The sequence below is a fragment of the Micromonospora sp. GCM10011542 genome (assembly GCF_042650685.1).
Taxonomy (GTDB): Bacteria; Actinomycetota; Actinomycetes; order Mycobacteriales; family Micromonosporaceae; genus Micromonospora.
Genome location: NZ_JBHSBO010000049.1, coordinates 1 through 24,144, shown reverse-complemented (window position 1 = coordinate 24,144; position 24,144 = coordinate 1). Strand labels below are relative to the sequence as shown.

General features: G+C 72.6%; 19 protein-coding genes. 9 read left to right on the top strand and 10 right to left on the bottom strand.

Annotated features, from left to right (window positions below; genetic code table 11):
* Nucleotides 1-142: 142 nt before the first annotated feature.
* The 4 genes from mycP to ACFOW4_RS18115 form a co-directional block, all read right to left on the bottom strand.
* Nucleotides 143-1,489 (bottom strand): type VII secretion-associated serine protease mycosin, encoded by a 1,347-nt coding sequence (gene mycP, locus ACFOW4_RS18130; RefSeq protein ID WP_377529193.1) that lies wholly within the window; start codon nt 1,487-1,489, stop codon nt 143-145.
* Between the two features lie 10 nt (nt 1,490-1,499).
* Nucleotides 1,500-3,011 carry a hypothetical protein gene (locus tag ACFOW4_RS18125; protein WP_377529190.1) on the bottom strand — a complete coding sequence of 504 codons (1,512 nt, stop codon included), beginning with the start codon at nt 3,009-3,011 and terminating at the stop codon, nt 1,500-1,502.
* Nucleotides 3,012-3,021: 10 nt separating this feature from the next.
* A complete protein-coding gene (locus ACFOW4_RS18120) occupies nt 3,022-3,462 on the bottom strand; it encodes a hypothetical protein (protein WP_377529187.1) in 441 nt (146 codons plus the stop codon).
* Nucleotides 3,463-3,650: 188 nt separating this feature from the next.
* Nucleotides 3,651-5,645: a TIGR03960 family B12-binding radical SAM protein gene (locus tag ACFOW4_RS18115; RefSeq protein ID WP_377529185.1), complete on the bottom strand. Its 1,995-nt coding sequence runs from the start codon at nt 5,643-5,645 to the stop codon at nt 3,651-3,653.
* Between the two features lie 114 nt (nt 5,646-5,759).
* Here ACFOW4_RS18115 and ACFOW4_RS18110 point away from each other — a divergent pair, with 114 nt between their 5' ends.
* Nucleotides 5,760-7,028, top strand: coding sequence for a hypothetical protein (locus ACFOW4_RS18110; RefSeq protein WP_377529183.1), 1,269 nt, complete (start codon nt 5,760-5,762; stop codon nt 7,026-7,028).
* A gap of 189 nt (nt 7,029-7,217) precedes the next feature.
* On the opposite strand, the gene ACFOW4_RS18105 is transcribed toward ACFOW4_RS18110, so the two are convergent.
* Both ACFOW4_RS18105 and ileS read right to left on the bottom strand, forming a co-directional pair.
* Nucleotides 7,218-7,907 (bottom strand): lysophospholipid acyltransferase family protein, encoded by a 690-nt coding sequence (locus ACFOW4_RS18105; RefSeq protein WP_377529181.1) that lies wholly within the window; start codon nt 7,905-7,907, stop codon nt 7,218-7,220.
* 159 nt (nt 7,908-8,066) lie between these two features.
* Nucleotides 8,067-11,213, bottom strand: a complete 3,147-nt coding sequence (gene ileS, locus ACFOW4_RS18100; protein ID WP_377529179.1) for an isoleucine--tRNA ligase — start codon at nt 11,211-11,213, stop codon at nt 8,067-8,069.
* Between the two features lie 379 nt (nt 11,214-11,592).
* Here ileS and ACFOW4_RS18095 point away from each other — a divergent pair, with 379 nt between their 5' ends.
* The 6 genes from ACFOW4_RS18095 to sigJ all read left to right on the top strand — a co-directional run bounded on the left by ACFOW4_RS18095 (nt 11,593) and on the right by sigJ (nt 16,668).
* Nucleotides 11,593-12,615, top strand: coding sequence for an ArsR/SmtB family transcription factor (locus tag ACFOW4_RS18095; RefSeq protein WP_377529176.1), 1,023 nt, complete (start codon nt 11,593-11,595; stop codon nt 12,613-12,615).
* 59 nt (nt 12,616-12,674) lie between these two features.
* Nucleotides 12,675-13,685: an ATP-binding cassette domain-containing protein gene (locus ACFOW4_RS18090; protein WP_377529175.1), complete on the top strand. Its 1,011-nt coding sequence runs from the start codon at nt 12,675-12,677 to the stop codon at nt 13,683-13,685.
* Nucleotides 13,682-14,452 (top strand): ABC transporter permease, encoded by a 771-nt coding sequence (locus ACFOW4_RS18085; protein WP_377529173.1) that lies wholly within the window; start codon nt 13,682-13,684, stop codon nt 14,450-14,452. Before ACFOW4_RS18090 ends, ACFOW4_RS18085 begins: the two co-directional genes overlap by 4 nt.
* Nucleotides 14,453-14,462: 10 nt before the next feature.
* Nucleotides 14,463-15,251: an ABC transporter permease gene (locus ACFOW4_RS18080; protein WP_377529171.1), complete on the top strand. Its 789-nt coding sequence runs from the start codon at nt 14,463-14,465 to the stop codon at nt 15,249-15,251.
* Nucleotides 15,252-15,352: 101 nt separating this feature from the next.
* A complete protein-coding gene (locus ACFOW4_RS18075) occupies nt 15,353-15,796 on the top strand; it encodes a carboxymuconolactone decarboxylase family protein (protein ID WP_377529170.1) in 444 nt (147 codons plus the stop codon).
* Nucleotides 15,793-16,668, top strand: a complete 876-nt coding sequence (gene sigJ, locus ACFOW4_RS18070; protein WP_377529168.1) for an RNA polymerase sigma factor SigJ — start codon at nt 15,793-15,795, stop codon at nt 16,666-16,668. Before ACFOW4_RS18075 ends, sigJ begins: the two co-directional genes overlap by 4 nt.
* Nucleotides 16,669-16,684: 16 nt before the next feature.
* Here sigJ and ndk read toward each other — a convergent pair whose 3' ends face one another.
* On the bottom strand, nt 16,685-17,110 hold the full coding sequence (gene ndk / locus ACFOW4_RS18065) for a nucleoside-diphosphate kinase (RefSeq protein WP_377529167.1): 426 nt from the start codon (nt 17,108-17,110) through the stop codon (nt 16,685-16,687).
* Nucleotides 17,111-17,251: 141 nt separating this feature from the next.
* On the opposite strand from ndk, the gene ACFOW4_RS18060 reads away from it, so the two are divergent.
* A complete protein-coding gene (locus ACFOW4_RS18060) occupies nt 17,252-18,634 on the top strand; it encodes a VOC family protein (RefSeq protein WP_377529164.1) in 1,383 nt (460 codons plus the stop codon).
* 31 nt (nt 18,635-18,665) lie between these two features.
* Here ACFOW4_RS18060 and ACFOW4_RS18055 read toward each other — a convergent pair whose 3' ends face one another.
* The 3 genes from ACFOW4_RS18055 to ACFOW4_RS18045 all read right to left on the bottom strand — a co-directional run bounded on the left by ACFOW4_RS18055 (nt 18,666) and on the right by ACFOW4_RS18045 (nt 23,172).
* A complete protein-coding gene (locus ACFOW4_RS18055; RefSeq protein ID WP_377529262.1) occupies nt 18,666-19,127 on the bottom strand; it encodes a DUF4233 domain-containing protein in 462 nt (153 codons plus the stop codon).
* Between the two features lie 95 nt (nt 19,128-19,222).
* Entirely contained in the window at nt 19,223-20,557 is a 1,335-nt protein-coding gene (locus tag ACFOW4_RS18050; protein WP_377529163.1) for a bifunctional folylpolyglutamate synthase/dihydrofolate synthase, read from the bottom strand.
* Nucleotides 20,554-23,172, bottom strand: a complete 2,619-nt coding sequence (locus ACFOW4_RS18045) for a valine--tRNA ligase (protein ID WP_377529161.1) — start codon at nt 23,170-23,172, stop codon at nt 20,554-20,556. The genes ACFOW4_RS18050 and ACFOW4_RS18045 overlap by 4 nt, the downstream gene beginning before the upstream one ends.
* Nucleotides 23,173-23,242: 70 nt before the next feature.
* On the opposite strand from ACFOW4_RS18045, the gene ACFOW4_RS18040 reads away from it, so the two are divergent.
* A complete protein-coding gene (locus tag ACFOW4_RS18040) occupies nt 23,243-23,926 on the top strand; it encodes a hypothetical protein (protein ID WP_377529160.1) in 684 nt (227 codons plus the stop codon).
* The last annotated feature ends 218 nt before the right edge of the window (nt 23,927-24,144 follow it).

Here is a 24,144-nt window from a genome sequence, read left to right as displayed (position 1 = left end):
GGGCCCGTGACGGTACGCAACCGGGGCGGTCGGGTGGCGGCGCCGAGCCGGTGGGAAACGGTCAGCGCGGCCGTGCCGACCCGCCGCAGAACCCCGACGGCCGGCCGGAGACGCACAGGGTCACCCGGCCGGCCACGGACGATCAGGACCGGTTGCCGCTCCCCGGCGGGGCGGGCGGCGCACCCGGAGGCGGGGCGTAACCCGACGGCGGGGCGTAACCCGACGGCGGGACGGAGGTTCCGTACGCGTCGGGCGGGGCCCAGCCGCCGGGGGAAGCCTGGTCGAGCAGCCCGTCCGGTACGCCGGCCGGCAGGGTCGCCTCGCGGCGGTACCGACGCCGGTTCCAGATCAGGAAGACCGCCAGCCCCAGCAGCAACGCCAGCACCACGGCGATGCCGATGACGATAACCATCACCTGCTGGTCGGTGGGGCCACCACGGTCACCGTGCTGGGTGACGTCGAACTCCTCGGCCGCGTCCGCCGTGCGGACCGGCTCCGGTGCGGGTGCGGCGGCCCGGTCGAGCAGCGGGTTGGCGGCGACCCGCGGCACGTTCGCGGTCAGCGCGGTCACCGGGTCGATCAGGCCGAAGCCGTACTGCGGATCCCGCCCGGACGGTCCGGCGTCACGAGCGGTCCGGACGATCCGGTTGATCACGTTCGCGGCGTCGAGGTCGGGGTACTTCGCCCGGATCAACGCGGCGAGACCGGAGACGATCGCGGCCGAGTCCGAGGTGCCGTCACCCCAGCCGTAGCCCCCGTCGGGACCGATGTTGTAGATGCCGTCCCCCGGTGCGGCGACCACCGCTTCCGGCCCCTGGGCGGAGCCGGACCAGAAGGCGCCACCCCGGGTCGTTCCGGTCACCGCGAGCACGCCGGGAACGTTGGCCGGCGCGAGAACCTTCACGGCGCCCTGGGCGGTGTTGCCGGCGCTGACCACCACGACGACGTCGCGGTCCAGCGCGTACCGGATGGCGCTCTCCTCCTCGGGGGTGACGGCCGACGGCTTGCCCTGGGACAGGTTGATCACCTTGGCTCCGCCGTCGACGGCCATCCGGATGCCGCGGCTCACCGCCACCTCGTCCCAGGAACTCTCCCTGCCCGCGCGCAGCTTGATGGGCAGGATCTTCGCGCCGGGCGCGATGCCCGCCACGCCGTCGCGGCTGGCGTTCGCCGCGATGATGCCCGCCATGTGTGTGCCGTGGCCCTGCTCGTCGGCCCGGCCGTCCCCGGAGGCGCCGTAGCTGCGGCCACCGGGTAGCACCTGACCCCGCAGGTCCGGGTGGGTCGCGTCGACGCCGGTGTCGATCACGGCCACGACCACGTCCCGCCCGGTGGAGAGCTTGTGCGCCCGGTCGATCCGCAGCTCGTCGAGATACCACTGCTCGGTCCGCCGAGGCGCGGCGGTCGCCGGCTGGGCGACCCCGAGCACCAGGAGCACCGCCAGCAGGCAGGCCGTGACCGGCCGGCGCGCAGCGACGTTCACCCTCATCCGTCCGTCCTCATCGAAGGACACCCGGGGACGCCCCGTCGTCGGAGCCCCACGGATCGTCGTCCTCAGTCAACCACGACGAGTGCTCCGAGCCGGTGCCACCGCCGTGCCCGGCGCCGCCCGCGCCGCCCATCATGGCGCCGCCCATCATGCCGGCGCCCCCCATGCCGGCGCCGCCCCGCGCGCCGCCGGCCATCCCGGCGCCACCGGCCATCCCGGCGCCCCGCGCGGAGGCGGCGCTGCGCAGCGCGTTCGCCGCGCTGGTCAGCGGCGGCGTCTTGCCGTTGCCGCCGCCCACCATGCCGGGGATACCGCCCACACCGATGCCGCCGGCCGCGCCCACGCCACCGCCGGATCCGATCCCGCCGGCGGCACCCAGAGCACCGCCGCCGAAACCACCGCCGGCACCGCCCAGACCGGCGCTGCCGACCCCGGTGCCGCCGAGGCCGCCACCCAGGCCGCCGTACCCGCCGCCGACGCCGCTCGGCGTGGCACCGGCCAGACCGCTGCCGTAGCCATCGTCGGCACCGGGATAACCGGAGCCGGTGGGCGGCGTGTACGAACCCGAGCCGCCGGTCGAGGAGCCGTCGCCGAGCCCGCCGGAGGTGGGCGGAGAGAACGGGCCGGCGCTGGTCGTCGGGCCGCCGCCCACGTCGCCGACGCCGGGCGGCCTGCTGCCGATCAGCGGGGGGTTGCCGATGTTGCCACCGCCGCCGCCACCACCGCCGCCACCGCCACCGAGGTCGCCGACGTCGGGCCGCCCCTTCGGCAGAGTCCGGTCGTCGGGCCGGTAGCTGTCCTGCTCGGTTCCCGGTGGGATCACCTTCAGCTTGGGACGCTCGGTGTACACCGCCTGGGGCAGCGGCGACATCGCCGAGTTGGCCGCCTGCTGGTTGTCCCGGTACCAGTTGTCCAGGTGGGACTTGGTGTCCCAGAAGCCGCCCCGCTTCTGGTCACCCGCCTGGCCGTCGACCTTCATGGTCGCCTCCAGGTCGTCGGCCTTGTCGCGGAACGCGCCGTCGGCGTACGACCCGGGATTGTTCTGGTAGTCCTGGCGCAGGGCGGCGAGGAAGCCCGAGCTGCTCTCACCGTCGCGGGCGTCGTCGAGCTCGGTGCCGTTGGGCAGGCTCCACTCGTTGAAGCCGAAGTCGTCCATCAGCGGGATGGGGATCGTGGCGACCGCCTTGCGGATGTCACCCTCGATCCGCGACAAGGCGCCGCTGACGTTGCTCGCGTCGGTGATGAGCTGCTCGATCTGCCTGCCGATGCCGCTCAGGTGCTCGCGGTAGGCGTCACCACCGCTGCCCTTCCAGCCGGCGAGCAGGCCGGGCAGGCCGCCGACGTGCGGGCGCTCCTGACCCGTCGCGACCGGGCCGACGAACGAGCGGCCGACGAGCGCGTCGCGCAGGTAGCCCAGGCCGGCCGAGAGGTTGCCCCATCCCACACCGACCGAGCCGACCGTCTCCGGGTCCGCGGAGAGCGTCACCTCGCGGACGCACCGCTCCCAGGTTCCTCCAGCCATGCCGTCCCCCTCAGGCCGTGTACGGGTAGGTGGGCGTGCCGCCAGCGGTGGGAGGCGGAGCGGCGGACTCCAGCAGCCGCTCGATCTCCTTGCCGTTCGCCGCGTTGCGCTCCTCCGTGTCGCGGAACGCCTTGGCGATGTCCTCGGTGCCCTGCTTAAACGCGGCGAGCTTCGCCGAGAGCGACTTGAGGTGCATCTCCATGTTGGCCGTCGACTCGGTCAGCGCCTGCCACTGCATGCGGGCGTCCTCGTACGCGCCGAAGGGGGTGCCGTTCGGAACGGTCTGGGCGTTGTTGCTGTCGCCCTTCATGCGTTCCTTGATGCGCTCCATCTCGTAGCTGATGGTGTCGTCGACGTACTGCTTCAGACGCTCGACGTAGGCCGCCGCCGCGTCCAGATCCTCAACGCTGACGTGCAGATCGCCGGTGTTCGGCGGCGGGATGCTACCCATGCGCTTCCTCCCCGTTGCCGACCCGCCGGGTCGGTCCATGTCAGACGCAGCGTATCGAGTGCGGCCGACTCGGGGCAGCCCCGACCGGCACCGACAGACGTCACCCACCGGTCGTGGACCGGTGGGTGACGTGTCGGATGTGGAGGATCGCGGTTCACCGCCGCCCGGCGCTGCCCCGCGAGGGGCGGTCAGGCGGGGTGGCCGTGCGCCGGCACCTTCATGCCGTTGCCGCCCAGCGGGGTGAGGGGAAGCAGCTTCTTGCCGGTGGGGCCGATCTGGATCTCGGTGTCCATCGACGGGCAGACGCCGCAGTCGAAGCACGGGGTCCAGCGGCAGTCGTCCTGCTCGTACTCGGACAGCGAGTCCTGCCAGTCCTGCCAGAGCCAGTCCTTGTCCAGGCCCGAGTCCAGGTGGTCCCAGGGCAGGACCTCCAGCTCGTCGCGCTGCCGGGTGGTGTACCAGTCGAGGTCCACCCCGAACGCGGGCAGCGTCTCCGCCGCCGCCTGCACCCAGCGCTGGTAGGAGAAGTGCTCGCTCCAGCCGTCGAACCGCCCGCCGTTCTCCCAGACCCGGCGGATGACGGCGCCGACCCGGCGGTCACCGCGGCTGAGCAGGCCCTCGATCAGCGACGGCTCGCCGTCGTGGTAGCGGTAGCCGATCGCCCGGCCCAGCGAGCGATCCGAGTTGATCGCCTGCTTGAGGATCTTGAGGCGGTGGTCGATGACCTCCGGGCGCTCCATCGGAGCCCACTGGAACGGGGTGTGCGGCTTGGGCACGAACCCGCCGATGGAGACGGTGCAGCGGATGTCCTTGGAGCCGGTGGCGGCCCGACCGGCCTTGATCACCTCGTGCGCCATGTCGGCGATCTCGAGGACGTCGTCGTCGGTCTCGGTGGGCAGGCCGCACATGAAGTAGAGCTTCACCTGCCGCCAGCCGTTGGTGTACGCGGTGACGACCGTGCGGATGAGGTCTTCCTTCGACACCATCTTGTTGATGACCTTGCGGATCCGCTCCGACCCGCCCTCGGGGGCGAAGGTCAGACCGGTACGCCGCCCGTTGCGGGACAGCTCCTGCGCGAGGTCGATGTTGAAGGCGTCCACCCGGGTCGACGGGAGCGACAGCGAGACGTTGGTGCCCTCGTACTGCTGGGCCAGGCCCGAGCACATGTCACCGATCTCGGAGTGGTCGGCCGAGGAGAGCGAGAGCAGACCGACCTCGTGGAAGCCGGAGAACTCCAGCCCCTCGCGCACCATCTGCCCGACGGTGGTGATCGACCGCTCCCGCACCGGGCGGGTGATCATGCCAGCCTGGCAGAACCGGCAGCCCCGGGTGCAGCCCCGGAAGATCTCCACCGCGTACCGCTCGTGCACCGTCTCGGCCAGCGGGACGAGGGGCTTCTTCGGGTACGGCCAGGCGTCCAGGTCCATCGTCGTGCGCTTGTGCACCCGGAACGGCACGTCCGCGCGGTTCGGCACGACCCGCTGGATCCGGCCGTCGGGCAGGTAGTCCACGTCGTAGAAGCGCGGCACGTAGACGCTCTCGGTGCGGGCCAGCCGCAGCAGCAGCTCGTCGCGGCCACCCGGGGAGCCCTCGGCCTTCCACTCCCGGACGATCGCGGTGATCTCCAGGACGGCCTCCTCACCGTCGCCGAGCACGGCGGCGTCGATGAAGTCGGCGATCGGCTCCGGGTTGAACGCGGCGTGCCCGCCGGCCACGATCACCGGGTCGGCGTCGGTGCGGTCGGCCGCGAGCATCGGGATGCCGGCCAGGTCGATCGCGGTGAGCAGGTTGGTGTAGCCCAGCTCGGTGGAGAACGAGATGCCGAACACGTCGAAGTCGCGCACCGGCCGGTGGGCGTCGACGGTGAACTGCGGCACGCCGTGCGTGCGCATTAGGCTCTCCAGGTCCGGCCAGACCGCGTACGTCCGCTCGGCGAGGGTGTCCGGGAGCTCGTTGAGCACCTCGTAGAGGATCTGGACGCCCTGGTTGGGCAGGCCCACCTCGTACGCGTCCGGGTACATCAGTGCCCAGCGCACGGTGGCCGCGTCCCAGTCCTTGACCACCGCGCCCAGCTCGCCACCGACGTACTGGATGGGCTTGGTCACCTGGGGCAGCAGCGGCTCCAGCAGGGGCCACACGGAGTTGGCCGCGGCAGCGCGCGGCGTCGTGGACGGGACGCTCATGATGCCCAAGGGTACGCGCCGCCCGGCGGTGACCGCGCGCACGCCGCAACACCGGATCGGCGGCGCTGGCGACGCGGTACTAACCTCGGACCGGCGCGAGAGGAGATTGCCGCGATGCCGGAGCCGCAGCCGGGCACTGACCGGCCGGCCGACGGAAGCACCCCGGGCACGGAACCGGACCGGGATCCGGCGGTCGCCGACGAGTCGATCCCCCCGCCCGTACCCCCGGACGCCGACACCCGACCGGCGCGGACCGTCGAGCCGACAGCCGTCGAACCCGTTCCCGCCGTGGACGGCCCGGGAGCCGACGAGCCGCAACCGGTGGACGCGACCGGGCCGGTTCCCGCACCCCGGTGGAGTGGTTCGGCGCCGGTACCGCCTCCGCCGCCGCGCAAGCGGGGCTGGGGCGAGTCGGCCGAGCCGACCCCGCTGCCGCCGCCCCGACCGGAGGAGCCTCCGGAGCACCGTACCCCGGTCGACCCGTGGGCCGGGGCGGACACCGGCGGCTGGGACCTGCCGAGCGCGGAGCTGCCTCCGCTTCCTCCCACGCTGCCCTACCCGGCGCCGCCGCAGACCCGGCCCTGGTCCGGGCCGCCCGCGGTCGGCGCGCAGCCCGCGCCGCCGGTCGGGCCGTACCCGGTGTCACCGCCGCCGGCGGCGCGGTCCACCGCGCCAGCCGCCCGGCCCACCACACAGGTGCGGCCGACGGCACCGCCCAAGCCACCCAAGCCGCCCAAGCAGCGCCGGGGCCGGCGGTCCGCCGCACCATCACCGGTGGCGCCGCCGCCGGGCTGGGAGGCCCCCCGGGGGTACGTCCCGGTCCCGGTACGCCGGCGGCGCCGCTGGCCGTGGCTGCTGCTGCTCACCCTGGCCTGCTGCTGCGGCTGCCCCGCCTACTACGGGATGCCGATCTCGGCGCAGTACCCGGCCCGCGCGGCGCTGCCCGAGCAGGTGCAGGATCTGCGGCTACGCCAGGACGGCGGAAGCACCGAGGCCGCCCGGGAGCTGGAGAACGAGGTACGCCAGGCGCACTGGCTGGCCGAGGACACCTTCGCCGGCGTCTACACCACCTCGGACGGCAAGCCGGTGACGGTGTTCGGCGGCACCGGTTTCCGGCTCAACCCGGAGGCGGACGCGGAGGCGGAGATCACCCGGCTCACCGAGCGCTACGGGCTGGACGCGTCCGAGACGGTGGACACCGGCGTACGGGGGCGGCACGAGCGCTGCGCGGTGGGCGGGACGAGCGGTACGGACGTGGTGGTCTGCACGTCGGTCGACCACGGCAGCATCGCCACCGGCGTGTTCACCCGACTCTCCGTCGCCGACAGCGCCGCCCTGCTGGCAACCCTGCGCGGTCAGATCGTCCAGCCCGAGCGCAGCTGACCCGCACCGGCGGTCCGTCAGGTGCCGGCGCCGGCGGTCGGCACGCCCGGCCCGCCGAGGGCGGCCAGGCCGGCCGCGCGGGGGCGCGTGCGGAGAACAGCGATATGACACCGAGTCATATCTATGCCTCTGCGTCATATCGAGTTGGGCAACCGGTGGCCCCGGCGAGATGTCCCGGCGGCGGCGCTGTCAGGCGTCGCGGGTCGGGTCGGGGTGCGCGCGCGGCGGGGCGTAGCGGGGCACGTACTCCTGGCCGGTGAGCTTCTGGATCTCGCTCATCATCTCGTCGGTCATCTGCCGCAGCGAGGTGCGGTCGTCCGGCCGGCCGGTGAAGTCCAGCGGTTTGCCGAACCGGACGGTGATCTTGCCGGCGCCGGGGCGCGGCACCCGGGCGCCGATCGGCTGCACCTTCTCGGTGCCGATCATGCCGACCGGAATGATCGGCACGCCGGCGGCCAGCGCCAGCCGGGCCGCGCCGGTCCGTCCTCGGTAGAGCCGGCCGTCCGGGGAGCGGGTGCCCTCCGGGTAGACGACCACCAGGTCGCCGCCCTTGAGCGCCGGGATGGCGGCGTCGAACGCGGACAGCGCCGCCCGCCCGCCGGCCCGCTCCACCGGGATGGCACCCAGACCGGTGAGGACGAACTTGGAGATCGCGCCCTTCACGCCGGTGCCGTTGAAGTACTCGGACTTCGCCCAGAACGCCAGGTGCCGGGGCACCACGGTGCCGAGGAACAGCTCATCGGCCACCGACAGATGGTTGCCGGCGAAGATAGCGCCACCGGTCTCCGGCACGTGCTCCAGCCCCTCCACGGTCGGGCGGAACGCCAACCGCAGCGTGGGCGCCACGGTGAGCTTGCCGATGGTGTAGAGCAGGGGCACTGGTCCTCCGGCGGTCGTACGTGAACAGGCGGTGTCACGTTAGCCGACGCCCGCCCGGGGCCCGGACCGGGTGGCCGGGCGTCCCGGGCAGCCGATCGGCCGAGGGGTGGACGTCCCGGGGACGGACGGGCCAACGCCCGCCCGTCCCCGGCACTCACCTCATACCCGGCGGACGACGACCGTCACCCGGTCGCCCTCGCCGACCTCGCCGACGAAGCCGTCCACACCCTCGGCGAAGTCGACGGAGTCGGCCAGCACCTCGCGGGCCACGAAGTCGGTGAACGCCGACACCGCCGCCCGCACCTCCTCGGAGGCCGACACCGACACCACGATCCGGTCCGAGACGTCCAGGTCGGCGTCGCGGCGGGCCTGCTGCACCACCCGGACCACGTCGCGGGCCAGCCCCTCGGCGGCCAGCTCCGGGGTGACCTCGGTGTCCAGCACGACGACGCCCTCGCCGCCGGGCAGCGGCGCGGAGTGCTCGGCGTCGGCGGCGACCAGGCGCAGCTCGTACTCGCCCTCGGCCAGGGTGACGCCGGCGGCGACCGGGGCGCCGTCGACCAGCTCCCACTCCCCCGCCTTGACCGCCTTGATCACCTGCTGCACCTGCTTGCCGACGCGCGGGCCCAGCGCGCGGGGCACCACGGTCAGCACCTGCTGGCAGTACTCGGACAGCTCCGCGCTGAACTCCACCGTTTTCACGTTGACCTCGTCGGCGACCAGGTCGGCGAACGGGCGCAGCTGCTCGGCCACCGGTGAGGCGACGGTCAGCTTGGACAGCGGCAGTCGTACCCGCAGCCCCTTGGCCTTGCGCAGCGACAGCGCCGCCGAGGCGACCGCCCGCACGTTGTCCATCGCCGCCACCAGCTCGTGGTCGGCCGGGAACTCCTCCGCCGACGGCCAGTCGGTCAGGTGCACCGACCGCTCACCGGTGAGCCCGCGCCAGATCTCCTCCGCCGTCAGCGGCGCCAGCGGCGCCACCACCCGGCAGAGCGTCTCCAGCACCGTCCACAGCGTGTCGAACGCGTCCTGGTCACCCGACCAGAACCGGTCCCGGGAGCGGCGCACGTACCAGTTGGTCAGCGCGTCCAGGTAGGACCGGACGGTGGCGCAGGCGCCGGAGATGTCGTACGTCTCCATCTGCGCGCCGACGGTCGACACCAGCTCGTTCGTCTTGGCCAGCACGTACCGGTCCAGCAGGTGCGTGGAGTCCGCGCGGCGTCGCGCGGAGTACCCGTCGGCGTTGGCGTAGAGCGAGAAGAAGTACCAGACGTTCCACAGTGGCAGCAGCACCTGCCGGACGGCATCGCGGATGAGCGTCTCGGTGACCGCCATGTCGCCGCCGCGCAGCACCGGCGAGGACATCAGCATCCAGCGCATGGCGTCCGAGCCGTACGCGTCGAAGACGTGGTAGACGTCCGGGTAGTTGCGCAGGCTCTTGGACATCTTGCGCCCGTCCGAGCCGAGCAGGATGCCGTGGCTCAGGCAGTTGCGGAACGCCGGCCGGTCGAACAGCGCGGTGGCCAGCACGTGCATGGTGTAGAACCAGCCGCGGGTCTGCCCGATGTACTCGACGATGAAGTCGCCCGGGTAGTGGTGCTCGAACCAGTCGGCGTTCTCGAACGGGTAGTGCACCTGGGCGAACGGCATCGACCCGGACTCGAACCAGCAGTCCAGCACCTCCGGCACCCGGCGCATCATCGACTGACCGGTCGGGTCGTCCGGGTTGGGTCGGACCAGGTCGTCCACCGCCGGCCGGTGCAGGTCGGTCAGGCGTACGCCGAAGTCCCGCTCGATGTCGGCCAGTGAGCCGTACACGTCCAGACGCGGGTAGTTCGGGTCGTCGGACTTCCACACCGGGATCGGCGAGCCCCAGAACCGGTTGCGGCTGATCGACCAGTCCCGGGCGTTGGCCAGCCACTTGCCGAACGAGCCGTCCTTGATGTGCCCCGGGGTCCAGTTGATCTGCTGGTTCAGCTCGACCATCCGGTCCCGGAACTGCGTCACGGCGACGAACCACGACGACACCGCCTTGTAGACCAGCGGGGTGTCGCAGCGCCAGCAGTGCGGGTACGAGTGGGTGTAGGTGTCCTGCCGGAGCACCACCCCCCGCTCCTTGAGCTCCCGGATCACCGGCTTGTTGACGTCGAAGACCTGCTCGCCCTGGTACGGCGGGACCAACGCGGTGAACCGGGTGTGGTCGTCCACCGTGACGATGGTGGGGATGCCGGCGGCGTTGCAGACGTTCTGGTCGTCCTCGCCGAAGGCCGGGGCGAGGTGCACGATCCCGGTGCCGTCCTCGGTGGTGACGAACTCCGCGCCGAGCACCTGGTACGCGTTCTCGCCGGCCTGCTCGACGAGGAAGTCGAACAGCGGGGTGTAGCGGCGTCCGACCAGGTCGCGGCCGTACACCGTGCCGACCTGCTCGTAGCCCTCCAGCTCCTTGGCGTACGCGGCCAGCCGCGCCGCGCCCACCACGTACCGCTCGCCGTCGCGTTCCAGCACGGCGTACTCGATGTCGGGGCCGACGGCGAGCGCCAGGTTCGACGGCAGGGTCCACGGCGTGGTGGTCCAGACGCCGAGCTTCACCTCGCCGCGCACCAGCTCCGGGGCGGACTCGTCGGCGGTCAGGCCGAACCACACCGACAGCGTCGGGTCGTGCCGGTCCCGGTAGACGTCGTCCATCCGGGTCTCGGTGTTCGACAGCGGCGTCTCGCAGCGCCAGCAGTACGCCAGCACCCGGAAGCCCTCGTAGATCAGACCCTTGTCGTGCAGGGTCTTGAAGGCCCACATGACGCTTTCCATGTAGTCCAGGTCGAGGGTCTTGTAGTCGTTGGCGAAGTCGACCCACCGGGCCTGCCGGTTGATGTACCGCTCCCAGTCCTGGGTGAACTCCAGCACCGAGGTGCGGCACGCCTCGTTGAACCGGGCCACGCCCAGGTCGATGATCTCCGCCTTGCTGGTGATGCCGAGCTGCTTCTCGGCCACCACCTCGGCGGGCAGGCCGTGGCAGTCCCAGCCGAAGCGCCGCTCGACGTGCCGCCCGCGCATCGTCTGGTAGCGCGGCACCACGTCCTTGACGTACCCGGTGAAGAGGTGCCCGTAGTGCGGCAGGCCGTTGGCGAAGGGCGGGCCGTCGTAGAAGACGTACTCGTTCTTGCCGTCGTCGCCGGCCGGACGGGCCTCCACCGACGCCTCGAAGGTCTTGTCGGCCGTCCAGTGCTCCAGCACCCGGCGCTCGACCGCGGGCAGGTCCGGGCTCGCCGGGACACCGGCGGCGGTCGGGTCGTGCAACGGATAGGCCATCGGGGGTCGCTCTCCTCGCGCAGCTCACTCATCTGTGGTCTGCGAGGACGAACCCTTTCCGGTACGCCGTCCGGCGTTCCGGGTCAGGCCCGCGGTACCACCCCGCTTGGCGGTCAAGGTGCGACCGCCCGCTCATTGGCCGGCTGTGACGGGCCGGACCCGTCCGGTTCTACTGGGCCGGTTGCCCGGCTGTTCTTCCGGAGGCTCACCGGTGATGGCCGGGTCATCGCCTTACGGTGCTCAACGATACTCGATCCGCCCAGCGGCCCGCCGCCGAGTAACGGGCGCGCAAGGAAGGGCCCCTTCTTAACGCCTCGCGTTGTACAAGGGTCCCTTCCTAACATTCGGGGGCGCCCCGCCACCGGACTAGGCTCACCGGGTGATCCGGATCGAGTTGGACGAGCCGACGCTGGCCCGCACCCGGATCGCGACCAGCCCGCTCTGGGAGACCAAGTGCAGCCTCTATCTGCTCGACCGGTACCCGGACGAGGCACCCTGGCCGTACACGAGCTGGGCCCGGCACGCCCGTAGGGTGCTCGCCGAGTTGCCCGAGGCGGCTCCGGCGCGGCTCTACGCCCAGACCGGCCCCTGGTACCCCGACTTCCTCGGCCCGGTGCCGCCCACGGCGAGTCCGACCATCGCCGAGGAACTGGCCGTGCTCCGCGCGACGCCCGCCGAGGTGATCGCCGAGCAGATCCCCCGCTACCACCGGCCCGACGACGTGCCCGCGTGGCTGCGCCCATTCCTCACCGACCGGCAGGCCGCCCTGGACCGGCTCGCCGACGGCCTGCAGGCGTACTGGGACGCGGCGATCGCCCCGTGGTGGCCGGCGATGCGCGCGGCGTTGGACGAGGAGGTGCTGCACCGGGCCCGAGCGCTCGCCGCCGACGGCCCGGACGCGCTGCTGGCCGACCTGCACGAGCGGGTGCGCTGGGAGAAGCCGGTGCTGACCCTGGTCAAGCCCTTCGACGACCGCTTCGCCGTGGTCGACCAGCGGCTGCTGCTGATCCCGCTGATCTTCTCCCGGGGCGCGCTGACCTACTCCACCGACCATCCCGAGGTCATCGCGGTCTCGTACCAGGCCCGGGGCGCGGTCCTGCTGGCGGATCGGCCGGCCGCCGGTGCCCCGCCGGCAAACCCGGCGACCGACCGCCTGGCGGTCCTGGTCGGGCGCGGACGGGCAGCGGTCCTGCGGGCGCTGACCCGCCCGGCGACCACCGCCGGCCTCGCCGCCACCCTCGGGCTGGCCCCGAGCACCGTCTCCGAGCAGCTCGCCGCGCTGCTCACGGCCGGGGTGGTGCACCGCCGCCGGATCGGCCGGCGGGTGCTCTACGGCCTGGAACCCGCCGGTGTCGCCCTGGTCCAGCTCGTCGGAGACGAGCCGGTGACCGCCTCGGCCTGAGCATTCGGCCCGATCCGAATTCGTTTCCTCCCCGCCCCGCTGCTCCTAGCCTCCCCGCCATGAGCGAGTACGCGATCGAGGCGGCGGGGCTGCGCCGCGCCTACCGCAGCCGTACGGGTTGGTTACGACCCCAGCGCCGGGAGGTGGAAGCGGTCCGCGGCGTCGACCTGACGGTCGGCAACGGGGAGCTGTTCGGCCTGCTCGGACCGAACGGCGCTGGCAAGACGACGACCATCAAGATGCTGAACACGCTGCTCATCCCGACCGCCGGCGAGGCCCGGATCTGCGGCTTCGACGTGGTCCGGCAGACCCGGGAGGTACGCCGGCGGATCGGGTACGTCTTCGGCGGTGACCGCGGCCTGTACGACCGGCTCTCCGCCCGGGACAACCTGCGCTACTTCGCCGAGCTGTACGGGGTGCCGGGGCGGGAGCAGAAGGCGCGGATCGCCGAGCTGCTGGAGCTGGTCCGGCTGACCGGCCGGGAGAACGAGCGGGTGGAGGGCTACTCCCGGGGTATGCGGCAGCGGCTGCACATCGCCCGCGGCTTGCTGCACCGCCCGCAGGTGCTCTTCCTCGACGAACCCTCGATCGGGGTGGACCCGGTGGCCGCCCGGGAGCTGCGGCAGACCGTCGCCGAGCTGGCCGCCACCGGCACCACCGTGCTGCTCACCACGCACTACATGGCCGAGGCGGACGAGCTGTGTGGCCGGATCGCGGTCATCGCGAACGGCACGATCCAGGCCCTCGGCACCCCCGCCGAGCTGCGGCACCACGCCGACGGCCGGCAGGTGCTGGAGGTGGAGGCGTACGGGGTGGGTGACGCCCAGCTCGCCGTGATCCACGCCCTGCCCGGCGTACGGGAGGCGAGCGTGACCGTCATCGGGGCGGCGCAGGTGCTGACCGTGCAGTCCGACGCGGGGGTGGACGTGCAGGCGGACGTGCTGCGGGCGCTGGACGGGGTCCGGCTGGGTCGGGTCACCGCCCGCCAGCCCACCCTGGAGGACGCGTACGTGGCGATCGTGAACCGGGTCGACGCGCAGGCCCGCCCGGTCGAGGCGGTGGCCGGGTGAGGACGCTGCGAATGATCGCGCTCGGCGCGCTGCTGCACGCCAAGCAGCTCAGCCGGTCGCCGTTCGAGATCGCCACCGCGCTGGTCGTTCCGGTGGTGCAGGCGACCCTGGCGGTCTACCTGTTCCGGGCCGGCGGCGAGCCGGGCCGGCTGCTGGAGGCCGCGGTGGGTGCCGGCCTGATGGGGGTCTGGACGTCGGTGCTCTTCGGCTCCGGCGGCGCCATCCAGAACCAGCGCTGGCAGGGCACCCTGGAGATGATCATGTTGGCGCCCCGGCCGCCGGCCCTGGTGGTCCTGCCGATCACGCTGGCCACCGCGCTCACCGGCACGTACGCCATGCTCACCACGCTGCTCTGGGGGCGGGTGCTGTACGGCATCCCGCTGCACTTCGCCCACCCGCTGCTCTTCCTGGTGGCCGTGCCCGGCTGCGTCATCGGCCTGGGCATGTTCGGTCTGCTGCTCGCCTCCACCTTCGTGCTGCTGCGCAACGCCAACGCGCTGACCAACACGCTGGAGTACCCGATCTGGCTGGTCTCCGGGATGCTCGTGCCGATCACCGCGCTGCCCGGCTGGACCGGCCCGATCGCCGCCGTCCTGCCCACCACCTGGGGCGCCCGCGCGGTCCGCGAGGCGGCCACCGGCGGGCCGGTCTGGCCCTCGCTCGGCATCTGCCTGGCGATCAGCCTCGGCTGCCTGGCCGCGGGCGCGTTGATGATGACCCACGTCGAGCGACGGGCCCGCGCCGCGGCGACCCTCGCCCTGGCCTGAGGAGACGACGATGACGGCACTCTTCCGGCTGATCGGCGTGGGCGGCGTGATCGCCTACCGGGCCCTGTTCAACTGGACCACCCCGGCGATGTTCGTCGGTTCGCTGCTGGTCGGCCCGATCTTCCAACTGCTCTTCTTCGCCTACCTGGGCCGGCAGCTCGGCGTAGCCGACGACCGGTTCTACATCGTCGGCAACGCGGTGCTCGCCGCCTCGCTCTCCTGCGTCTTCGGCGGCACCATGGCAGTCGCCAACGAACGGCGCTACGGCACCCTCGGCCACGTGCTGATGTCGCCGCGCAGCCGGACCGCGGTGTTCCTCGGCCGCGCCCTCCCGTACGCCGGCAACGGCCTGCTCATCGCGGTGAGCACGCTCACCGTCGGCTCGCTCCTGCTCGGCCTGCGGGTGCCCGTCGAGGACCTGCCCGCACTCCTGCTGACCCTGGCGGTGGCGTCGCTGGCCTGCGGCTTCTTCGGTCTCACCCTGGGCGCGCTCGGGCTGCGGTTCCGCGACGTCTGGGTGGTCTCCAACGTCTCGGTGGCGCTGCTGCTCCTGCTCACCGGGGTCAACGTGCCCCCCGCCGAGCTGCCGGCCTGGATGCGGGTCACCGGGGAGCTGCTACCGATCACCCACGCCGCCGAGGCCGCCCGCCGGCTCGCCGCGGGCGACGGCTTCCGCGCCGTCGCCCCGCAACTCGCCGCCGAACTCGCCATCGGCGCGGCCTACGCGGTCCTGGCGGCCCTCCTGCTCAGGGTCTTCGAGGCCGAATCCCGCCGCCGAGCGTCCCTGGACACCCTCTGACCGGTCCCGCGGGTCGGCATGACCGGAGTCACAGCCGCCGTTGTCACGCCGCACCCCGGTCGGTTCGTCGTGTCGGTGTCGGACCAATCAAGGAGGTAGTCATGCAGCGCATGAACGCGGCCGAGGTGGCGCCGCAGGGGTACAAGGCCGTGCTGGGTCTGGAGAAGTACGTCCAGGCGAACGTGGACCAGACCGTCCTGGAGCTGATCAAGCTGCGGGCGTCGATGATCAACGGCTGCGCGTTCTGCGTGGACATGCACAGCCGGGACGCCCTCGCGGCCGGCGAGTCGAGCCGGCGGCTGTTCGCGGTGGCCGCCTGGCGGGAGGCGCCGTCGTTCTTCGACGAGCGGGAGCGGACCGCGCTGGCGCTCACCGACGCGGTGACCCGGCTCGGCGAGCACGGAGTGCCGGACGAGGTGTGGGACGCCGCCGCGAAGGTCTGGTCGGAGAAGGAACTGGCCGATCTGGTCATCGCGATCGCCACAATCAACGTGTGGAACCGAATCGCCGTGACGACGCACACGGAGCCCCCGGCACAGGTGTGACGACCGAGGCGGCAGAGGCGGCCGGTGCGCTCGAGGCGCACCGGCCGATGCTGCTCGGGCTCGCGTACCGCCTGCTCGGCAGCCGACACGACGCGGAGGACGTGCTCCAGGAGGCCTACCTGCGCTGGCTCGGCGTGGACCGGTCGACGGTGCAGGAGCCGCGGAAGTACCTGTCCCGGGTGGTCACCCGCCTGGCCCTGGACCGGCTGCGGGCCCGGCAGGCGGCCCGCGAGACGTACGTGGGGACGTGGCTGCCGGAGCCGGTGCAGACCGCGCCATCGCCGTTCGGGCCGTTGGACCGCGCGGAGCTGCGCGACTCGCTGTCCACCGCGCTGCTGCACGTGCTGGAGCGACTCACCCCGCCGGAGCGCGCGGTGTACGTCCTGCACACCGCGTTCGACCTGCCGTACTCCGAGATCGCCGAGATCCTCGACCGGACCCCGGAGGACTGCCGCCAGTTGCACCACCGGGCCGCGGCCCGGGTGCACCAGGACCAGCGCCGGTTCACCGCCAGCCGGCCGGAGCAGGAGCGCCTGCTGGACGCCTTCCTGGCCGCCGCCCGCGACGGGGACCTGGCGACCTTGAAGCGCCTGGTGGCCACGGACGTCACCGCCTGGAACGACGGCGGTGGGCGGGTACGGGCCGCCCGCAACCCGGTCACGGGCGCGGACCGCGTCGCCCGGTTCTTCGCCGGTATCTACGGCCCGGACCGCCAGTGGACGGTGCGCCGGGTGGAGTTGAACGCGGAACCCGCAGCTTTGCTCACCCGCGCGGACGGCGACCGGTACACGCTGACCCTCGCGGTGGCCGACGGTCGGATCACCGGAATCTACGTCGTCGGCAACCCGGAGAAGATGCCGCCGACCGGGTGAGCGTCGGCGGTGCGGCTCAGCCCAGCTCGGGGAACCAGAGCGCGATCTCGCGCTTGGCGCTGTCCGGTGAGTCGGAGGCGTGCACCAGGTTCTCCCGGTTGGACAGCGAGAGGTCGCCGCGGATGGTGCCGGCGGCGGCCCTGCGCCCGTCGGTCGCGCCGACCAGCCCACGGACCACGTCGATGACCTGGTCGCCGGAGAGCACCAGGGCGACCAGCGGGCCGCCGGTCATGAAGTCCTTCAGCGGCGGGTAGAACGCCTTGTCCACGTGCTCGGCGTAGTGCTCGTCGGCGAGCGCCGCGTCCATCGTCCGGCACACCATCGCGTCGATCCGCAGCCCCTTGCGCTCGAAGCGGGAGAGGACCTCGCCGACCAGGCCGCGGCGGACCGCGTCGGGCTTGATCAGGACGAGGGTGCGCTCATCCGGGCTGTTGCTGGACACGCTGGGTTCCTCCTGTGCGCGGGAAGCGGTCGGGCTCGGTACCGTCAGCGTAGCGACCCGGTCCCGGCGCCGGCGCGGCGGCCGGTCTTTCCCCCGGTGGCCCATCCGGCCTAGCCTGGCCCTGACCCCGGGAGGTCCACAGTGGCGAATGGCGGGAACCGGCCCATCGCGCCGGTACGCAAGCTGATCGGCGCGGTGCTGGGCACCGTGGCCACCTTCGTCGTCCTCTTCGGGCTGGGCATGACCAGCTGGGCCATCGTGGCGCTGGGGGTGGCCCTGCTGGTGCTGGCGATCGCGCTGGCCACCGTGCGCGGCGGCGGGCGCACCTGGGTCGTCGGCGTGGGCCACGTGCACAGCGCCTCCGAACCACCGACGCAGTACGCCTTCGGCCGCTGCGAGCTGCAACTGGTGATCGACGCGCCGGGGCTTCCGCCCCGGTCGAAGAAGATCATCGAGCCCCGGGTGCCGGTGTCCAAGTGGCCGTCGCTGGGGCAGACCCTGCCGATCCGGGTCGCGATCGACGACCAGCGGCACGTCAAGGTGCTCTGGGACGAGGTGCCCACCCACGCCGAGACCGCCGCCGCGGTGGCCGACCTCCCCCCCGAGTACGCCGGCGCCGAGCCGCTGGACGAGGTGCTGATCCAGCAGGACGCCCCGCCGTGGGCCGACCGCGCGCCCGACGACGACTTCCGCGACCCGCTCGACACCGACCCACTGCGCTCCGACCCGCTGCGCTCCGATCCGTTGCGTCCCGACCCGCTGCGCGACGACCCGGGCGCCCCGGTCGAGGAGCGCGAGCCGATCGTGATGCACCAGAGCGCGAGCGGCCGGATGGTGCTGGAGGGCGTCGTCGTCGAGCAGCCGGTCGACGGTGGCCAACTGCCGCAGCGGGCCACCCCGGCGCCCCGGCCACCCGCCGAGGAGTACTTCGACGCCCCCGCCGCCGAGCGCTTCGAGCCGCCCTTCGGGGAGCGCTTCGACCGGCCCGGCGACCCGTTCGACCGGCCGGTGATGGATCCGCTGGACCCACTCGACCTGCCGCTGGACGACCCGTCCCCGGCCCGGGCGGAGCGGGAGGCGGTCAGCGCCGAGGAACTGGACCAGGCGTTCTTCGGGTACGACCCGGAGGCCGCACCCGATCCGGCGGCGCCGATCAGCGGCATCGGTCTCACCGTGCTGGTCACCGACCTGTCCCGGTCGCTGCACTTCTACCGGGACATGCTGGGCTTCACCGAGGTCGACCGGGGCAGGGGCAACGCCGTGCTCGCCTCCGGCACGACCCGGCTCGTGCTGCGCGAGGTGACCGAGGCCGCGCCGATCAGCCGCCGGCTGGTGCACGTCAACCTGGAGGTCGCCGACATCGAGGCGGCGTACGAGCGGCTGCGCGGGTCGGGGGTGCGGTTCACCTACGCCCCCCGGGTCGTCAACCGGGGCACCCGGCTGGAGGGGTGGGCCGCGGCATTCCGCGACCCGGACGGGCACGGCATCGCCCTCACCCAGTGGCGCGAACGCGCTGACGCCTGACCGTCCCCGCCCTCCCCGACGTGCCCGCGCGTCAGCCGAGGATGACCCGGCGGACGTGCAGCGCGTACGCCCAAACCAGGGCAAAGATGATCCCCAGCGCGAGCAGTGACCAGTGCAGCAGCCCGGCCAGCATCAGCAGGCCCTGCAGCACCGTGCCGACGTGCCAGGCCCAGGACCGGCGCATCATTCCGGCCACCACCACGGCGGCCACGGCGAGTGCCACCACCGCCCCGATCGCGGCGCCGCTCAGATCGCCCCCGACCACCCGGATCGGCTGGATCGCCAGCAGCAGCACCAGCGCCTCCAGGCTGAGCGTCCCCGCGCCCAGGCCGCGTACCGCCCGCTCGGGGTCGCGCAGCCCGGACCGTCGCCGCTGCCCCACCGGCGACCCGCCACCGGGCTGCTCGGCCGGCGACCCGCCACCGGGCTGCTCGGCCGGCGACCCGCCACCCGGCTGGTCGGCCGGTGACCCGCTACCGTCCGCCGGCGACACGGCCGCCGGTTGCCCTACCGGTGACCCGGCTGCCGGTTCGCCGACCGCCGGACCGGTCGGGATGTCGGTGGTTCGGGGGTCGCGCTCCGGGTCGGTCATCGCTTCAGCAACCGACGCGCGTCGGCCACCGTCACCACCGAACCAGTGATCAACACCCCGACCCCGCTCAGCTCACCCGGGACGTCCTCCTCGGCCAGCGCCACCGCCAGCTCGATCGCGTCCGGCATCTCCTCGGCCACCTCGACGCGGTCCTCCCCGAAGACCTCGGCGGCCAGCGCGGCGAGTTCCGTCGCAGGCATCGCCCGCGGCGACGAGTTGGTGGTCACGACCACCTGGTCGACCACCGGCTCCAGCAGCTCCAGCAGGCTGGCCGCGTCCTTGTCGGCGAGCACGCCCAGCACCGCCACCAGCTTGCTGAACGCGAACTCCTCCTGAAGCGCGGTGACGGTCGCGGCCATGCCGTGCGGGTTGTGCGCGCCGTCGAGCAGCACGGTCGGGGCGTTGCGTACCCGCTCCAACCGGCCCGGGGAACTGGTCGCCGCGAAGCCCTCCCGCACCGCCTCGATGTCGAGCTGCCGGTGCGTCCCGGCACCGAGGAACGCCTCGACGGCGGCGAGCGCCACGGCCGCGTTCTGCGCCTGGTGCGCGCCGTGCAGCGGGATGAACACCTCGTCGTAGACGCCGCCCAGCCCCTGCAGGGTGAGCACCTGGCCGCCGACCGCGATGGCCCGACTCAGGACGCCGAACTCGGCGCCCTCGCGGGCGATGGTCGCGCCCACCTCGGCGCAGCGTTCCAGCAGCGGACGGGCCGCCTCCTCCTCCTGCGCGGCCGAGATCACGGTGGCGCCCGGATGGATGATGCCGGCCTTGGCCAGCGCGATGTCCTGGATCGTGTCGCCGAGCCACTCGGTGTGGTCCAGACCGATCGGGGTGATCACGCAGACCCCGGCCTGGATGACGTTGGTGGCGTCCTCGGCGCCGCCGAGGCCCACCTCCACCACGGCGATGTCGACCGGTGCGTCGGCGAACGTGGCGAACGCCAGCGCGGTGGTCATGTCGAAGTACGTCAGCGGCTCGTCGGACCGCGCGTCGACCAGCTCGGCCAGCGGTTTGACCTCCCGGTACACCGCGGCGAACCGCTCCTCGCTGACCGGCTCGCCATCCAGGCTGATCCGCTCCCGGACGGTCTCCAGGTGCGGGCTCGTGTACCGGCCGGTGTGCAGCCCGAAGGCCCGCAGCAGCGAGTCGATCATCCGCGCCGTGGAGGTCTTGCCGTTGGTGCCGGTCAGGTGGATCGACGGATAGGCCCGCTGCGGGCTGCCGAGCAGGTCGAGCAGGGACTCGATGCGGTCCAGCTCGAAGGCCATGCGGGTGAAGCCGCGGGCGGCGAGCTCCGCCTCGACGGCGGCGAAATCGGTGCGGTCGGTCACGAGGGCAGCGCCTCCAGAGCGGCGTCGATGCGAACCAGGTCGGCCTCGGCCACGGCCAGCCGGTCGCGGATCTTGGCAACCACCGGCTCCGGGGCCTTACCGACGAAGGCTGGGTTGTCCAGCTTGGCGCGGGCCTGCACGACCTCCTTCTCGGCGGCGGCGCGGTCCTTGGTCAGCCGGGCCCGCTCGGCGGCCACGTCGATCGACCCCCGGGTGTCCAACGCGACACCCACCGCACCGGGCATGGCCAGCGTGGCGCTGGCCTGGAAGTCGCCCGCGGCCGGGTCCAGCCGGACCAGCGAACGGATCAGCGGCTCGTGGGCCGCGATGCCGGCGCCGCTCAGCCCGTCGAGGCGGGCGGCCACCCGCTGCGTCGGGCGCAGCCCCTGGTCGGAGCGGAAGCGGCGGATCTCGGTGACGACCCGCTGCACGGTGGCCAACTCGGCCTCGGCGGCGTCGTCGACCAGCGCCCGGTCGGCCACCGGCCAGGCCGCGGTCATCACCGTCTCGCCGCCGGTCAGCGCCAGCCACAGCTCCTCGGTGACGAACGGGATGACCGGGTGCAGCAGCCGCAGCAGCTGGTCCAGCACGTGCCCGAGCACCCGCCGGGTGGCCTCGGCCCGCTCGCCGCCCTCGGCGAGCACCGGCTTGCTCAGCTCGACGTACCAGTCGCAGACGTCGTCCCAGGCGAAGTGGTAGAGCAGGTCACACACCTTGGCGAACTCGTACGCCTCGAACTGCTCGTCCACCTCTGCGGTGACGTGCGCCAGCCGGGACAGGATCCACCGGTCGACGGTCGAGAGCTGCTCGGCGGCGGGCAGGTCGCCGTTGGTGTGCGCCCCGTTCAGCAGGGCGAACCGGGTGGCGTTCCAGAGCTTGTTGCAGAAGTTGCGCGAGCCCTGGCACCACTCCTCGCTGACCGGCACGTCCTGCCCCGGGTTGGCGCCGCGAGCCAGGGTGAACCGGGTGGCGTCGGCGCCGAACCGGTCGATCCAGTCCAGCGGGTCGACCACGTTGCCGAACGACTTCGACATCTTCTTGCCGTGCTCGTCGCGGACCATGCCGTGCAGGGCCACCACGTCGAACGGTGGCTCGCCGTCCATCGCGTACAGGCCGAACATCATCATCCGGGCGACCCAGAAGAACAGGATGTCGTACCCGGTGACGAGCACGCTGGTCGGGTAGAACTTCGCCAGTTCCGGGGTCTGCTCCGGCCAGCCCAGCGTGGAGAACGGCCACAGGCCGCTGGAGAACCAGGTGTCGAGCACGTCCTCGTCCTGGTGCCAGCCGTCCCCGGTCGGCGGCTGCTCGTCCGGGCCGACGCAGACGATCTCGCCCTGCGGGCCGTACCAGACCGGGATCCGGTGACCCCACCACAGCTGCCGGGAGATGCACCAGTCGTGCATGTTGTCGACCCACGCGAAGTAGCGCTTGGCCAGCTCGGCCGGCTCGATGCGCACCCGGCCGTCACGCACGGCGTCGCCGGCGGCCTGCGCGAGCGGGGCGGTATTGACGAACCACTGCAGCGACAGCCGCGGCTCCACGGTCGTCTTGCACCGCGAGCAGTGCCCGACCGCGTGCACGTACGGCCGCTTCTCGGCGACGATCCGGCCCTGCTCCCGCAGCGCCGCCACGATCGCCGGCCGTGCCTCGAACCGGTCCAGCCCCTCGAACGGGCCGGGCACGGTGATCACGCCGCGCTCGTCCATCACGGTCAGCGCGGGCAGGCCGTGCCGCTGGCCGATCTCAAAGTCGTTCGGGTCGTGGGCCGGCGTCACCTTGACCATGCCGGTGCCGAAGGACGGGTCGACGTGCGCGTCCGCGACGATCGGGATACGGCGGCCGGTCAGCGGCAGCTCCACCTCGGTGCCGATCAGGTGCTGGTACCGCTCGTCGTCCGGGTGCACCGCGACCGCGGTGTCACCGAGCATCGTCTCGGCCCGGGTGGTGGCCACCACGACCTCGTCGCTGTACCGGATGGAGATCAGCTCACCGTCGTCGTCGGTGTGCTCGACCTCGATGTCGGAGAGCGCGGTCAGGCAGCGCGGGCACCAGTTGATGATCCGGTTGGCGCGGTAGATGAGGCCGTCGTCGAAGAGCTTCTTGAAGATGGTCTGCACCGCGCGGGACAGGCCCTCGTCCATGGTGAAGCGCTCACGGTCCCAGTCGACCGAGTCGCCGAGGCGCCGCATCTGGCCGAGGATGGCGCCACCGGACTCGGCCTTCCACTGCCAGACCCGCTCGACGAACTTCTCGCGGCCCAGATCGTGCCGGGACAGCCCCTGGCTGGCGAGCTGGCGCTCGACCAGGTTCTGGGTGGCGATGCCGGCGTGGTCCATGCCGGGCAGCCAGAGCGCCTCGAAGCCCTGCATCCGCTTGCGGCGGGTCAACGCGTCCATGAGCGTGTGCTCGAACGCGTGGCCCATGTGCAGGGAACCGGTGACGTTCGGCGGCGGGATGACGATGGTGAACGGGGGCTTGTCGCTCTCGGCGGAGGCCCGGAAGTGCCCGGCGGCTACCCACTGCTCGTACCGTCGCTGCTCTACCTCGCCGGGCTGGTACTGGCCGGCCAGGGTGGGGGCGTCGGGGCGTCGGGCGTCGAGTCTGTCGGTCACCCGAGAAAGTCTACGGAGGGCTTCACCGGACCCGACGTGCGCCACCTGCCATTCGCGTACGGTGTCGGCTATGTCCGACGCACATCTCACCGAGCGATCGCTCGACGGCGGTCGCGAGCCGGTCGAACTGACCGACGAGCCGATCCAGTTGAGCAACCGGGACCCCGAGAGCGACTCCGAGGGGCGGGCGCCCCGGTCCCGGCGCAGTCGGATCGCCTGGACCACGGCGCTGGTGGTCGGCCTCGTCGGGGCGGGTGTGTTGGGCGTCGTCGGGTGGCGGGTGGCGCAGCAGAAGGACACCCGGGTGACCGCGCCCGCCCAGGCCGCCGGATTGACCCGCGACGACAGCGAGCGGGCCAAAAGCACCGCCGACTACCTGCGCAGCGGCCTGGCCGCCGACATCGAATTGGACCGCAGCTTCGGCACCGTCTACCGGGATCCCGCCGACGACAAGCGTTCAGTGCTGATCTTCGGCGGCACCACCCTGCTCTGGCAGCCGGAGCGGGACCTGGACACCCTCTTCGGCCTGATGTCCGACGAGACCGGCGCGGTGACCGGCCTGCGTGAGGTGCCCGCGGGCGACCTGGGCGGCGTGATGAAGTGCGGCAGCACCAGCGGCGAGGGCGGCGACTTCGCGGTGTGCGGCTGGGCCGACCACGGCAGCGTGGTGATGGCCATGTTCCCGGGCCGCTCGATCACCGCGGCCGGCGACCTGCTGCGCGGTCTCCGCGCCGACATGCAGACCCGCGACTGACATCCACCAGCTCCGCGCCGACCGTGCAGACCCATGGCTCGCAGGTCTCCCGCCGGCTGCGCCACCGGCCACCGCCGGGGCGGCTCTGCCGGGCGCACTCCGGCCCGGATCGGGCTTGATCGACTCGACATCAGTGATATCGGGGTATCCGAGCCCCTTGGCCTCAAGTGGTTGTTGCAACGGGGTGGGCTCTCATGAGATGAGGGGTCGTGCCAGGG